The organism is Pseudoalteromonas sp. S1612, from assembly GCF_005887175.1.
Classification (GTDB): Bacteria; Pseudomonadota; Gammaproteobacteria; order Enterobacterales; family Alteromonadaceae; genus Pseudoalteromonas; species Pseudoalteromonas undina.
In genome coordinates, this window is the sequence record NZ_PNDH01000008.1 from 217,718 (window position 1) to 232,419 (window position 14,702).

Annotated in this window: 13 protein-coding genes; 4 read left to right on the plus strand and 9 right to left on the minus strand. The window is 41.2% G+C overall.

What is annotated here, in order from left to right:
- Window positions 1–57 precede the first annotated feature (57 nt).
- A complete protein-coding gene (locus tag CWB78_RS03780) occupies window positions 58–717 on the plus strand; it encodes a GAF domain-containing protein (RefSeq protein WP_138594270.1) in 660 nt (219 codons plus the stop codon).
- A gap of 78 nt (window positions 718–795) precedes the next feature.
- Entirely contained in the window at window positions 796–1,986 is a 1,191-nt protein-coding gene (locus CWB78_RS03785; RefSeq protein WP_010391325.1) for an amino acid aminotransferase, read from the plus strand.
- Between the two features lie 76 nt (window positions 1,987–2,062).
- On the opposite strand, the gene CWB78_RS03790 is transcribed toward CWB78_RS03785, so the two are convergent.
- From CWB78_RS03790 to CWB78_RS03825, 8 genes are read right to left on the minus strand one after another with little or no spacing between them, the layout of a single operon-like run.
- On the minus strand, window positions 2,063–2,815 hold the full coding sequence (locus tag CWB78_RS03790) for a DUF3379 family protein (protein ID WP_010391327.1): 753 nt from the start codon (window positions 2,813–2,815) through the stop codon (window positions 2,063–2,065).
- The gene (locus CWB78_RS03795; RefSeq protein ID WP_010391329.1) at window positions 2,815–3,372 is read right to left on the minus strand and encodes a sigma-70 family RNA polymerase sigma factor; all 558 of its coding nucleotides are present in this window, start codon (window positions 3,370–3,372) and stop codon (window positions 2,815–2,817) included. The genes CWB78_RS03790 and CWB78_RS03795 overlap by 1 nt, the downstream gene beginning before the upstream one ends.
- Before the next feature lie 53 nt (window positions 3,373–3,425).
- Window positions 3,426–5,069, minus strand: coding sequence for a BatD family protein (locus CWB78_RS03800; RefSeq protein ID WP_109875538.1), 1,644 nt, complete (start codon window positions 5,067–5,069; stop codon window positions 3,426–3,428).
- Window positions 5,063–6,961 carry a vWA domain-containing protein gene (locus CWB78_RS03805; RefSeq protein ID WP_138594272.1) on the minus strand — a complete coding sequence of 633 codons (1,899 nt, stop codon included), beginning with the start codon at window positions 6,959–6,961 and terminating at the stop codon, window positions 5,063–5,065. Before CWB78_RS03805 ends, CWB78_RS03800 begins: the two co-directional genes overlap by 7 nt.
- Window positions 6,961–7,944, minus strand: coding sequence for a vWA domain-containing protein (locus CWB78_RS03810; protein ID WP_138594274.1), 984 nt, complete (start codon window positions 7,942–7,944; stop codon window positions 6,961–6,963). The genes CWB78_RS03805 and CWB78_RS03810 overlap by 1 nt, the downstream gene beginning before the upstream one ends.
- Window positions 7,937–8,371: a DUF4381 domain-containing protein gene (locus CWB78_RS03815; protein WP_138594276.1), complete on the minus strand. Its 435-nt coding sequence runs from the start codon at window positions 8,369–8,371 to the stop codon at window positions 7,937–7,939. Before CWB78_RS03815 ends, CWB78_RS03810 begins: the two co-directional genes overlap by 8 nt.
- 3 nt (window positions 8,372–8,374) lie before the next feature.
- Window positions 8,375–9,319, minus strand: a complete 945-nt coding sequence (locus CWB78_RS03820; protein ID WP_138594278.1) for a DUF58 domain-containing protein — start codon at window positions 9,317–9,319, stop codon at window positions 8,375–8,377.
- A 3-nt stretch (window positions 9,320–9,322) separates the two neighbouring features.
- Window positions 9,323–10,279 (minus strand): AAA family ATPase, encoded by a 957-nt coding sequence (locus CWB78_RS03825; RefSeq protein ID WP_010391346.1) that lies wholly within the window; start codon window positions 10,277–10,279, stop codon window positions 9,323–9,325.
- 329 nt (window positions 10,280–10,608) lie between these two features.
- Here CWB78_RS03825 and fadI point away from each other — a divergent pair, with 329 nt between their 5' ends.
- Together fadI and fadJ are read left to right on the plus strand one after the other, a co-directional pair.
- Window positions 10,609–11,919, plus strand: coding sequence for an acetyl-CoA C-acyltransferase FadI (gene fadI, locus CWB78_RS03830; protein WP_010391348.1), 1,311 nt, complete (start codon window positions 10,609–10,611; stop codon window positions 11,917–11,919).
- Window positions 11,919–14,111, plus strand: coding sequence for a fatty acid oxidation complex subunit alpha FadJ (fadJ, locus tag CWB78_RS03835; RefSeq protein ID WP_138594280.1), 2,193 nt, complete (start codon window positions 11,919–11,921; stop codon window positions 14,109–14,111). Before fadI ends, fadJ begins: the two co-directional genes overlap by 1 nt.
- Before the next feature lie 87 nt (window positions 14,112–14,198).
- Here fadJ and CWB78_RS03840 read toward each other — a convergent pair whose 3' ends face one another.
- Window positions 14,199–14,585, minus strand: coding sequence for an MmcQ/YjbR family DNA-binding protein (locus tag CWB78_RS03840; RefSeq protein ID WP_010391352.1), 387 nt, complete (start codon window positions 14,583–14,585; stop codon window positions 14,199–14,201).
- Window positions 14,586–14,702 lie beyond the last annotated feature (117 nt).

The window sequence follows — 14,702 nt, forward strand, 5'->3', positions numbered from 1 at the left end:
AGCACTATAAAAACATCCATGCTACTATTTCGGCATTGTAGATGTGTGGACGTCCAAATGGTTAATTCTTACTTAGAGTATGCTCAACTTAATGTTGAGCCACAGTTAATTCACGCTGAGCTAAAAAAGCTTGAGCAATACCTAAATAAAAATGCTGCACCAGCCGTGCGTTGGGAATACCAAATTCCTGAGCTAGGTGAAGGTGGGGCATGTAGTTTATTTGGTTACCTACAGGATGAGCCGTTTAAACTAAGCGATTATGTCAGCCAAAGTACGCAAACAACTGAAAAATTAGCGCAACTTCAATTGATTGTTGACTACGTCATTGAAAACACAAAGCTTGATTGGTATGGCATTTATCAGAATACCCACACCAATGAAGGGGAGCAGTTATTAAAGCTGACTTATTTTGGTGCGCCGAGTCGTCCTTTATTTCCGCTTACTGCTGAATTTGCGACTGCCAGCAATAACGTTCAGGTAGCGTTTAGTGGTAAAGGACGCGTTATCAATAACGTTGAGCAATATTTGGCAGCAGGCGGTGAATATTACACCTGCGATCCGAAAGTAAAAGCAGAAGCCTGTTTACCGCTATTTAATGCACAACAGCAATGTATAGGTATTGTTGATGGTGAAGCTTTTAACACTGATTTTTTTGATAAAGCGACGCTCGCGTTATTAATAGCGTGCTGTATTAAAATTCCTCACTTTTTAGTGTAAATAACACTAGTCAATCAAGTGAGTTTTTATGTTAAGCTTAGCGCAACAGCTAACCCCTAAATAACGAAGAGATAGCCAATGTTCTCAGTATTAAAACCATTACCAACAGACCCTATTCTTGGCCTTATGGCGGCCTACAAGCAAGATACTAACCCAAATAAGATTGACTTAGGGGTTGGTGTATATAAAGACGAGCAGGGGAATACCCCGGTATTAAAGTCAGTAAAAAAAGCAGAAGCGTTTCGTTTAGAAAATGAAATGAGCAAATCTTACATTGGGCTTGCTGGTAACTTAGATTACTGTCAACAAATGGAAAATCTTCTTCTTGGTGAGCACCCGGCATTATTAGCTAATCGCGTACGCACAGCACAAGCACCTGGTGGTACAGGCGCACTTCGTGTTGCAGCAGAATTTATTGTACGTTGTAATCCAGGCGCTACTGTATGGGTTACTAACCCAACGTGGGCTAACCACATTAGCTTATTTGAAGCTGCAGGCTTAACGGTAAAAGAATACCCATACTACGACTACGAAAACAAAGATTTATTGTTTGATGAAATGGTTGAAACACTAACACAGGTGCCTAAGGGCGATGTGGTGTTATTACATGCATGTTGTCACAACCCAAGTGGTATGGATTTAAACGAAACACAATGGAATACTATTGCTGAACTTGCAAAAGATGTGGGTTTTACGCCATTAATTGATATTGCATATCAAGGTTTTGGCTCTTCTTTAGAAGAAGATGCGAATGGTTTACGTATTTTAGCCAATGCGGTTGAAGAGTTGATCATTTGTTCATCATGTTCTAAAAACTTCGGCTTATACCGTGAGCGTATTGGTGCCTGTTCAATCATTGCAAAAGACAGTGCAACAGCTGATATTTCAAACTCGGTGTTATTAAGTGTGGTACGTAGCATTTATTCAATGCCGCCAGCGCATGGTGCAGACATCGTAAACACTATTTTAAGCAGCACAGAGTTAACGCAGCTATGGCACAGTGAACTTGATGAAATGCGTAACCGTATTAATGGGTTACGTAGTTTAATTAAAGACAGCCTGGCAGCGAAAGACATTGCTCAAGACTTCTCGTTTATTGACCGCCAACACGGTATGTTCTCTTTCTTAGGTATTAATAAAGAGCAAATCGAGCGCTTGCAAAAAGAATACGGTATTTACATTGTCGGTTCTAGCCGTGTTAATGTAGCAGGTATTAGCCAAGCAAATATCAACTACTTTGCTAACGCAGTTGCTGATGTTTGTAAGTAATCAGTAAGCAGCTTTGGCTTTTAAATAATAAAAAAACCGCACACTCGTTGCGGTTTTTTATTGTTTCTATAATGGCTTAAAGCCAGCGAATAGCACCTGAAATACGTTCATTATACATATCAACTGGTGAGCCAAGGCTTGCAATTAGCACGGTATCGGCCTGTTTGCCACGATTTATATGGCCAGCATAGCGAGAGTCATTAAAATCATCAGAGCCAATTTCAAAGATTTGATTATCGCTTGGCACAATAAACACGGTCATAGGCCCAAAGTCAGACTCAAACACTAAATGAATACCTTTCTCACCTTGAAAATCGCAAAAGTTAACATAAGTCACTTTGCCAGGTAAATCACTAATATGGCCGCCAAGTAAAGCCAGCTTTTCATTGACAGTTTGGATGCTAATTTGTTGAGTTTTATTTAACGCATAAATTTCATGGTAAACATGGGCTAGTGCATGCTCACCAGCCGTTTGATTAATACTTTGTTCTTCGCTAAACATAAACGCACTAACTGCAATCACAAACGAAGCTGCCAAAGCCAAATGCATTCGGTCGAACTTAAACCATGAGCGTGCACTAACCACGTTATCCTTTTGCTCAAGTTCATCTGTTCTAGCTTTTTCTTTTAACGAGGTGTTTAAAATAATTCGTTCAGCAAGATTGTCAGGTACAGTAATATCAAGCGCGTCGTCGAGTTGTTTATCGAATGCTTTGCTTTCATTTAAAAATTGTTGTCTGTCGGCACTGCTGTTTGCAAATTCCTGAAGCTCTTTGTCCAGCTCATTTGGCTGCGCAATCGTACGGCGACGAAACTCAAGTTCATCCATTATTTTGATGCTCCTTTAAGTTGTTCATCATCACGGCTTAATGCCTCTTTAAGTTGATTTTTTGCTCGGAATAAACGTGTCATAACAGTATTTTTATTTAGATTTAGTATATCTGCAATTTCATCTCCGGTGCAGCCCATTACCACCTGTAGCAACAGCGGCTCCTTGTAGTCATCAGCCAATAAAGAAATTTGTCGCTGAATAACGGTTTGTTCCATTGCTGTATCTAAACTATGGCTGGTTTGATCCACCAATGTGTCGTTATCTACATCACTGTAATCAAATTGCTTGCGCTCAAAGCGTCTGGCATTCTCACGCCTTAAAATGGTCAGCAACCATGGCTTAGCTGCTTTTTGGTCGAGTAACGAATCAAGCGAGCGCCATGCACGCAAAAAGGTTTCTTGCACTAAGTCATCAGCAATAGTCGGATCGTTACATAACCAGTAAGCAAAGCGATAGAGTTCCTTATGATAAACATGAACCAAGGCTTCATAGCGTTGTTGTTTTTCAGCCATATTAATTAAGACCCGATCATTCGATTTTTTATTTCCAAACATAAGCACTTTTTAATTAAAATTATTATAGGCCAAAAAAGTAACTAAGATTCTTATTAAGAATATAGCTCTTTTAACGCAGATGATGACTTAGCTGTGTGCGATTGATGTTTTTTTAATAAACTAACAATCGCTTCTAAATCAGTGCTAGCCGATTGGTTACCGTACAACTGTGCTTGTAAATTATTTACCTGCGCAGTGAACTGCGAGTTGTTTATCATAGCGCATAAATGGGTGAGAGCTCCTACCTTTTTATCTGTTCGAGTTAGCGCGTATAGATTAAGTGCATCGTAAAATGCTTTATTATCATGGCTTTTAGCAAGTATTTGCAGTGTTTTTAAATCTGCTTGCTGATTGCCTCTATGATTTGCTTGCGTCGTTTGTTGCACTTCTTTAGCTGAGCGTTTCATAAAGTAAAGAACCAGGGTCACAATCCATAATATGTAACCTAATACGGCTACAATAATAAGCCATAGAGGCGTACTAGTGTGGCGTTGCACGCTGAGCGCTTGCTGCGTTGGCTCTGCATCCGTGTTGTTTAAAGTACTTTCAACGGGTGTATTTAGTGAGTTTGCTGGCGCTGTGGTACTTGGTGTTACCGTAATTGTGCGCTCTGGTAAAGTTGCGTAACTAATTCGGTTCATTTTGGTGTTATACCAAGGCAGGGTAATTTCAGGCAATGTATAAGTACCTGGTGTTTGTGGTAGTAGCGCAAATGAGGCGCTTTGCTGTGATACCACTCGACCATCGCGTACTGCATTATTAGTCTCTTTTTCATCTGGGTAGCTGCGAATACCATCTATAGTAGGCATATCAATTTCGGGTAGTTGCTCCTTAGTAACCCCTAATGCGGTAAGCATAATAGTGCGTGTTATTGGCGTGCCGGCCTCAACAGTATTATCGTCTGGTTGCCATTGCTCGGTTAGACTTACTAATTCACTGGGTAACCAATCACCTTGATAATTCTCAGGGATGGGTTTGATTTCAATCTGTTGTTCATCGCCGAGTGCCGACACCTCTAGTTGGCGATAGTTTTGTTGAACACGCCCTTGAAAAACCGGTGCTTCAATGGTGTATGCACCACTTTTTTGCGGCTGAATTAAATAATTACGGGTGATCACTAAATAACGTTTACCGTTAACCAGTTCATAATCTTCACTTTGCTTACCTAGCTGGGTGAGTTGAGCATCTTCCATGCTTGGCGTGCTTAAGCTGCCATCAAGTAGCTCTTTAGCTAAGTAAAGTTTAATGGTGTAAACGCCAGCCTCTTGCACAAATAAGCTGTTATTTGTAAGCGAGCTTTTTAAAAATATATCATCATTTTTGCCCGCATCGCTGCTTCGCTCTTTAACCGACAAGTTTATCGGTTGAGAGCTGAGCCCTGCAACACTAAAAGAAGGAATTGTGTATTCGCCGGCTTTGCGAGTCATTAACTTAACAGACCACGATGTTTGTTTTTTAATGCTGCCGTTAATAATGTTGGTGCGGCTACTTAAGCTCATAGGGCCGACTACGAAATCCTTTAACAGCGCTGAAGTATCGGGTTGTTGCCCTTTGATTGAATCATCAACGCTAATATTGAGCATAAAAAACTCACCTGCCAGTACCGGGTTTTTATCTACGCTTGCCTCTAATGAAGTGGCGGCCATTAATGGCATGGCAGTTAATAGCAATAAACAGCAAAATAATCGCATTACCATGATTTTTCTACTCCTGTTGGACGGCGTTGATATTGTCTTTTTTGGGCTTCTAATTGCATTTTGTTTCTTAATAAAATAGCGGGATCGTCGGGCACTTTTCTTAGTAACTGATTTAGTTGCTGTGCTTTCTCTTTTTCTTCATTAGTGAGTTCAGCCGCCTGTGCTTGCATAGCTTGTTGTTGTGCTTGCTGCTTCTGCTCATCTGATGGCGGTTGCTCATTCATTTGATTGGGTTGACTCTGTTGCTCGTCTTGCTGAGGCTTACTATCGTCGTCTTTGTTCTCGTCTTGTTGGTTTTGTGATTGAGCTTGCATGTCAGGCTGATTTTGTTCATCTGACTGCTCGCCAGATTGGCTTTGTTGATCTTTTGATTGCTCCGAGGGCTCACCCGATTGCTGCTCTTCACTGTTTTGACTGTTATCTTCGTTTTTATCTGCGTTATTTTTATCGCCATTTTTTTGCTGATCTTGTTTTGATTTATCTGCATCATCTTGACTTTGATCATCTTGATTTTGCGAATCATTACCTTGTTGGTTTTCTTGGTCTTGCTGTTGCTTAAGTAACTGCTCAACTAACGCTTGGTTATCGGCTGCTTGGGTAAAATCAGACTGCAGTGATTGCGCTTGTTTGTAAGCGTTTATAGCAGCCTCTAATTGTCCGGCTTTAGCCAGTGCATTACCGTAATTGTAATAACCAGTAGCTGATTTATCTTGACTAAATTCGTTCAGAGCGCCTTCAAACTGACCTTGCTGATAAAGTGCAGCGCCTTTGAGAGCGTTGGACTTCGCTTGCGCTGCTTGTTGGTACTCTTGGTTGTTGTAAGCTTCTAATGCACGCTGATCGGTATTTTTAAATAGCGTTGGTAACTCTACTGCATGGGCATTTTGCTGAGGTATAAAGCTTAGCAATAGCACCGCACCAATAAACGCAGAGCGCCTAAATAAGTATAGAGCTAAGGGCAGTAAAATAAGCAAGCCATAAATGCCAGCATCGATTCGCCACAAGGCTAAATTTGGTTTTTCACTTTTTAGTATTTCACTGTTTGCTTGCGGTGAAAAAATGGCAATATCGCTATTACTTGGTTGATAATTAGCGTATTGGCCGCCACTATTCTTTGCTATTCCTTTGAGTAAAGAACCATTGAGTGTAGGCACTACAATTTGGCCGTAATTATCTTTTAAAAATCCGCCTTCAGGTAACTTTATTGGTGCACCTTGCTCAGTGCCAATACCGTAAATATTAAGTCGATACTGGCTACTGTTAGTAAAACCACTTATATCACTTTGCTGTTGTTGTTCAATACCATCGGTGATCAAAATAATATCACCATCTAGGTAGCCTGCTTGAGTGAGCAGCTCTTGCGCCATGTCTAAACCTGCCAGCACGTTGGAGCCTTTATCAGGCATAATTTCAGGGCTCAAACTAGGAATAAGATTAGCAAGGGTGGTTGCATCATTGGTCAGTGGAGAAATGGTATAGGCAGTGCCTGCGTAGGCTACTAATGCAGTATCACCTTCTTTAAATAACTCAATCATATCGAGGGCTTTAAAGCGAGATTGCATTAATCGATTAGGAGCAATGTCGGTGCTATACATAGAGTACGACATATCCATTACAATAACGCGGGCACTTTTGCTTTGAAATACAGGGACTTGCTTTTCCTCAAAACTCGGGCCTGCACTAAATATAATGGATAAACTGCAAAATAACGCAACTAGCCACAGCGGCTGACGAGCCTGATTATTTGATTCACTCATAACAAATTGTGCTAAATGTGGCGCAATGAGTGGCGCCGATTGGGCTTTTTTCTTTTTAAGCATGGCAATAAAAAACAGCCCTAGCGCAGGGAGTAGCAGCCATAAAATAGCGGGGCGAATAAACTCAAAATCCATTAGCTTGGCTCCTTCAATGCACGTACTGTTTTTAAAAATGCCATTGCACTTATTAATAGAATGGCCAGTAATAACGGATAATAAAACAAGGCTGTTTGCGGGCGAAAGGTCTGCTCATCGGCACTAATTGGCTCGAGTTTATCAAGCTCTGCATAGATCTGTTGCAACCCAGCGACATCTTTGGCTCTAAAGTACAGACCCCCTGTTTGTTCGGCAATATTTTTCAGTAAACTCTCATCTAAATTGCTGCCCCCAGAGCCCATATTAAATAAACTAAAGCCACGAGGGTTATCTGAGCCGACTCCGATGGTGTACACTTTTATGCCTTCTTCACGAGCTAGTAATAGGGCATCTTCGGGGTCAAGGTTTCCTGCGGTGTTTTGTCCATCTGTTAGTAACACCACAATACGATTACTTTCTTTTTTACTAGCAAAGCGTTTAACCGATAAACCTAAAGCGTCACCAATAGCCGTGGCACGTCCTACTAAACCTATTTGTGCTTCAGTAAGCATTTTGCTGACGGTTTTTACATCACGGGTGAGAGGCGTTTGCAAAAACGCGGTATCACCAAACAATATTAGCCCAAGTCTGTCGCCTTGACGCTGCTCTATAAAATCGCTAAGCACTGCTTTAACCATAGTTAAACGGTCAACATATTGGCCATTATAAGCCATGTCTTGTTCTGTCATTGAGCCCGATAAATCCACAGCGAGCATAATGTCGCGACCTTCATTAGGCAGCGATATAGGCTCATCTAACCAAGTAGGGTTAGCCGATGCTGTTACTAATAATGCCCATAGCAACCATTCAAGAGTGTTTAACTTACGTGCACTGGGCTCTACATGTTGATTATTTAAATTATGCGATGCAAAACTTGGGATGCGTAAAAGTGTCGTTGCATCACTTGCTGCGGGTTTTAATAGCAGTAACGTTAAAGGAAGCGGCAGTAATAAAAACAGCCATGGCCAGCTAAATTCAAACATGCAGTGGCTCCTTTAGCTTAAATTGTTTAATAGCTTGGCGAAACTTATCACTGAGTGCCGGTTGTGTTTGTGCTGTGCTATATAGGCCTGAAATTTCATCTTCATTAAAACCAATTGCAGCAAGTTGACTTAGGGTTTTACACCAGTTAGCTGTGGATTGCGCTGCTAAGCGTGGATCGTAATAGGTGATCACTAAACGCTTTAAAATAATATGCAATTGCTGCGCTGATTGTTGTTGATTTGCTAATTTAATCGCCTTACGTTTTGGTTTTTTAAATTGATAGTTTTTGTACATAATTATAATTAAGCCACACACTAAGCACAGTGCAATGCTAATAACTACCCACCAAGCAGGGGCTAACGGCCACCAGTCAACGTGAGAGGGAGCAATAATATCGTGAAGGCCATCAAGTGGAGAGGTTTGCATGATTTATCTTCTCACTAATTGCAGTTCCAGCGCAGTGGCTGCATCGAATGATAATAGGTTAAGCCCAGATTTTGTTAAACGATTAATACGCGCGCTAAATGCGTGCTCGGCATTTTTGGCAAATCGTTCTCTAAAACTGTTATCCATCAAAGGGAGGGCAAACTGCTGATTATTAGCACTTACCGTAACCGCTTGTTGGAAAGCAGGTAACTTATGCTCGAAGGGGTCGCTAATATGGCAGCCTATTAACTCACAGTGCCGCGCAAGTAATTCGAGTTGTTTAAAGCTGGCGTCATCTAAGGCGTTAAAATCGGATACGATATAAACCAAACTACCGGGTTTAGCTAAGTGATTTAAACGCTTAAGGTTGTCACTAAAGTTATTACTGGCAGGTTTATCAATATTTTCAAGTGCCTGCTGATGGGCGTCGCATAAATTATGACACAGCTTTAACACGGCCTTTTCACGGGCACTAGGTTTAAGCTCTAAATGCGAGTGCTGATTAAACACAATACCGCCAATTCTATCGCCACGTTGGCAAGCAGACCATGCAACTAAGGCGCTAATATGTGCAGCTTGCACCGACTTTAATAATAATTGAGAGCCAAATAACATGGAGTTTGAAAAGTCGGTAAATACAAATACCGGGCGTTCTTTTTCTTCTTGAAAAAGTTTGGTGTGGGTTTCACCGGTACGAGCCGTGACCCGCCAATCAATAGAGCGTATGTCATCACCGTGTTGGTAATGGCGCACTTCGGCAAACTCCATGCCACGGCCTTTATGCGGCGCCAGATATTGCCCCGCTAAGGTATTTTTTATTCTAACTTTAGGTGCCAGCTCAAGCAGTTGCGCTTTTGCTTTATAATACATCAGCTCTTTAAGCGATAAATTAACACCATGGCTATGACTTAATTTAAGCCATGCCTGAGAATCAAAGTGTGTTTGCATAACTTAAGGTACAGCAACTAGTTCAACAATACGGCTAATAACCTGATCTTTTGTAATACCATCGGCCTGTGCTTCGTAACTTAAAATAATACGATGGCGTAATACATTATGTACCACAGCTTGAATATCGTCAGGCGATACAAAATCACGACCACTTAACCACGCATGAGCGCGGGCACATTTATCTAAAGCAATGGTGGCACGTGGGCTGGCGCCGTATTCAATCCAGCGGCCAAGTTGCTCATCTAAGTTTGCGCCTTCTCGAGTAGCAATAATCAACTGAACTAAGTATTGCTCTAGTGGCTCTGCTAAATACAGACCCAAAATCGCTTTTCTAGCGGCAAACAGCTCTGCTTGCGAAATTTGCTCAAGCACTGGGGCTTCATCATTAAGTGCTTCACCACGGGTTAGGCGTAAAATATCAAGCTCGTGCTCAGCCCCTGGATAATTAATACTTAAATGTAATAAAAAACGGTCTAATTGCGCCTCAGGTAGTGGGTAGGTCCCTTCTTGCTCAAGCGGATTTTGTGTTGCCATCACTAAAAACAGGTCACTAAGTGGATACGTATTTTTGCCCACAGTAACTTGGCGCTCGGCCATTGCTTCTAATAAAGCCGATTGTACTTTTGCTGGTGCTCGGTTTATTTCATCCGCTAATATGAGGTTATGAAATAAAGGGCCTTTTTCAAACACAAACTCACTGGTTTGTTGACGATAAATATCAGTGCCGGTTACATCGGCAGGTAATAAGTCTGGGGTAAACTGAACACGCTGAAACGAGCCTTCAATACCTTTTGCTAAAGCATTAACCGCTCGCGTTTTTGCAAGCCCCGGAGGGCCTTCAACAAGTAAATGACCATCGGCTAATATAGCAATTAAGAGTGCTTGAGTGAGCGCTGGCTGGCCAATAATTTGGGTGTCTAAATACGTTTTTAAGTTTGAAAATGCGTTAGCTGCCATAATAAGTGGACTGTCCTCGTCAGCTTAAATAATACCTAAAGTGGTTAGGTAACAAATACTGAGCTAGTTATAAGGTTTATAAGTGGATAACTCAAGAGTTAGACTGATTTTTTGAAAATAGTTCGTTATTTTTTAACGCTTTTTAGCCTAACACAAAACTTTGTAAAACCTGCTAAAAAAGCCTATTGTATTACCCTTACACAATGTATGTAGTGATTTACAATGGCGCTTTATGATTAATTTACGTTTATCTATTGGCTTTATCACACGGGTTGTTTAGAATCGAGGAAAACATACAGGTCTGACCTGTCAGCGGGAGAGAATAATAAATGTCTGAGCAAAACATACTTAAAACACCAAAAGGCGACCGTATTGCCATTGTAAGCGGCCTACGTACTCCTTTTGCTAAGCAAGCAACTGCGTTTCACCATGTACCAGCATTGGATATGGGTAAGCTAGTAGTTAATGAAATGCTTGAGCGATTAAATTTCGACAAGTCAGAAATCGATCAACTGGTTTTTGGTCAAGTAGTACAAATGCCAGAAGCGCCAAATATTGCACGTGAAATTGTATTAGGTACAGGTATGCCAGTGGGCGTTGATGCATATTCAGTGTCACGTGCGTGTGCAACTAGCTTTCAAGCAATTGCAAATGTTGCCGAATCTATTATGGCAGGCTCTGTAAACGTGGGTATTGCTGGTGGTGCCGATTCATCGTCTGTATTGCCAATTGGTGTAAGTAAAAAATTAGCCGGCAGTTTAGTCGATTTAAACAAAGCCCGTACGCTTGGTCAGCGTTTAAAAATATTCTCAAAACTACGTTTAAAAGATTTATTACCAGTACCGCCAGCGGTTGCTGAGTACTCAACGGGTTTATCAATGGGACAAACAGCTGAGCAAATGGCTAAAACCCATAATATTAGCCGTGAAGATCAAGATGCTTTAGCACATCGTTCTCACTCATTAGCAACTCAAGCTTGGGCCGATGGCAAGTTAAAAGATGAAGTAATGACGGCGCACTTACCGCCTTATAAAAGCTTTATTGAAGAAGATAACAATATTCGTAAAAACTCAACGGTTGAAGGTTATGCCAAGCTTAAACCCGTATTTGACCGTCAGCACGGCTCTGTGACTGCCGCTAATGCAACCCCATTAACCGATGGCGCAGCTGCAGTGTTAATGATGAGCGAAAGCAAAGCCAAAGCATTGGGTTACGAAATTTTAGGCTACGTACGCAGTTTTGCGTTTTCAGCCATAGGCGTAGAAAAAGACATGCTAATGGGGCCAGCTCACTCAACGCCAATCGCGCTTGATAGAGCAGGTATTACGTTAGCTGATTTAGACCTTATTGAAATGCATGAAGCGTTTGCATCGCAAACCTTAGCGAATATGAAAATGTTTGCTTCAGATAAATTTGCACAAGAGCACTTAGGGCGTAATAAAGCCATAGGTGAAATTAACATGGATAAGTTTAACGTTAACGGCGGTTCACTCGCTTATGGTCACCCATTTGCGGCAACCGGCGCGCGTTTAATTACACAAAGCTTATACGAGCTTAAGCGTCGTGGCGGTGGTTTAGCGTTAACGACTGCCTGTGCTGCGGGTGGTTTAGGTGCAGCCTTTGTATTGGAGAGTGCGTAATGACAGATTCAGTATTTAATTTAACGGTTGATGATAACAAAATAGCCGTGGTAACCATTGATGTGCCGGGTGAAAAAATGAATACCCTGCGTGACAGCTTTGCTGATGATTTAAAAGCATTATTAGCACAAGCTAAAGAGCATGCAGTGAAAGGTATGGTATTTATTAGTGGCAAAAGTGATAACTTCATTGCCGGTGCTGATGTGAAAATGCTAGACAGCGTTGAAAAACGCGAAGATGCATTAGCTATCAGCGAATTATGCCATCAAGCATTTTTTGATATGAAAAAACTACCGTATACCACGGTTAGTGCTATTCACGGCGCTGCTTTAGGTGGTGGTTTAGAGTTTGCTTTAGCATGTGATTATCGCGTTGGTACAGATAGCAATTTAACTAAAATTGGTTTACCAGAAGTACAACTAGGTTTATTGCCTGGCGGTGGTGGTACACAACGCTTAACTAAAATCGTGGGTATTCAAAAAGCCCTTGAGTGGATGCTAACTGGTAAGCAAATTCGTCCAAAACAAGCTAAAAAAGCCGGTGTATTGGATGATTGTGTTCCACAAAGCGTACTGCTAAAAGTGGCCAAAGAGTTTGCTGCGAAGAAAAAGCCACAAGCTAAAGAGCCTAAACTTGATAAGATCAGTAAGCTATTAGAATCAAACCCGTTTGGTCGTAACTTTATCTTTAAAAAAGCTAAAGAAAACGTACTTAAAAAAACCGGTGGTCACTACCCAGCGCCGCTTGCGATTATTAAAGCGGTTCGTGCAAGCGTAGAGCTTGATGAAATGAAAGCGTATAAAACCGAAGCCGAAGGCTTTGCTACGTTAGTAATGAGTGATGAGTCTAAAGCACTTCGCGGTATTTTCTTTGCAACCACTGAAATGAAAAAAGAATGGCGCAACGATGACGCTCCTGCGATTAGTAAAACTGCTGTGTTAGGTGGCGGATTAATGGGCGCAGGTATTGCCCATGTAAGTGCGGTTAAGGCTAAATTGCCGGTACGTATTAAAGATGTGGCAGAGCAGGGCATAAGTAATGCCATGAACTACACATACAAAATCTTAGATAAACGCCTTAAGCGCCGCATTATGTCTAAAGCTGATATGCAGTTAACCATGAACCGCATTACTGGCACTACGGATTACAGCGGCTTTAAGCACATAGATTTAGTGATAGAAGCGGTATTTGAAGATTTAGAGCTTAAGCAAGGTATGGTTGCTGATGTTGAGCAGCAATGCCAAGCGAATACTATTTTTGCAAGTAATACCTCGTCATTACCTATTTCGCAAATTGCAGCAAAAGCAGAACGCCCTGAAAATGTAATTGGTTTACATTATTTCTCGCCAGTAGAGAAAATGCCACTGGTAGAGATCATTCCTCACGAAGGCACGTCACAAGAAACCATTGCTCGTGTAGTTAACTTTGCACGTAAGCAAGGTAAAACGCCAATTGTGGTAAAAGATATGGCTGGTTTTTATGTAAACCGTATTTTAGCGCCATACCTTAATGAAGCGGCTAACTTAATGCTTGCTGGTGAGCCGATTGAAAAAATAGATGCGGCTTTAGTCGAGTTTGGTTTTCCTGTTGGACCGTTGGCATTGCTGGACGAAGTAGGTATTGATATTGGATCTAAAATTGCGCCAATTCTTGAAAAAGAATTGGGTGAGCGTTTTAAAGGACCCGATGCTTTCTCACGCATGATTGATTCAAAGCGCCTCGGTCGTAAAACAGGTCGTGGCTTTTATGAATACGACAAGAAAGGCAAGAAGGTTGATGAATCAGTATACGAACTACTTGGCGTGACACCGGCCCCACGTTTAAATAAAAACGAGATTGCTAAACGCTGTGTTTCACAAATGCTCAATGAAGCGGCTCGTTGTTTAGATGATGGTATTATCGCAAGCCCGCGTGATGGTGATATTGGTGCTATTTTTGGTATTGGTTTCCCACCGTTTTTAGGTGGTCCGTTTAGCTACATGGACAAATTAGGTGCGAGTAAAATAAGCTCTGATATGTCTACACTGGCTAACAGCAATGCCATTTTTGCACCCTGTGAATCACTGGTTGCAATGGCTGATAAAGGCGATAAGTTTTACACTACAGCCACTAAAACAGCTGAAGTTGAGTCAGAGCAGGCAGATGATAAATCGACTGATACTCAAAATGAGATGACTGAACACAAAGATTAATGTCTTAAGTTAACGTAAAAAAGCCGCAAATTATGCGGCTTTTTTTTATGTTTGATTATCAGTAAATATAGAGATATAGACGCTTATTTACAGTAAGGCTTCAATAGCCTGTTTGTCTTTATCTGGCATATTGTCGACCACCAAATTAAATGAATTATCAATCATACGTTCAATTTCACCTTGTGGTACTGAGCCGTCTAAAATCACTGTATTCCAAAGGCGTTTATTCATATGATAACCTGGAATCACCGAAGGAAAAATATCACGTAATGACTGTGCTTCATCAGGGTCGCACTTTAAGTTTAGCCACCAAATAGGTTCGCCGTTTTCATCGGTTTCACCCTCATTGCTCAGTGCAAGGGTGGCGAACATCTTATGGTTTACTTTATATACATCAACATCTTTAGCAAAAGGTTGCGTTAGTTTAACTAACGGTTTGTTCATTAAATAAGTATGTACAGTTTGTTGGTTCATGAGCCATTCCTTGAGGTCATAATCGATAACTTAACCATAGCAGCTTTTTGCCACTAGATAACACGTGTTTCAGTCTAAATTACAGATTTATAAGTCAATACGAAGTAAGAAGCTAAT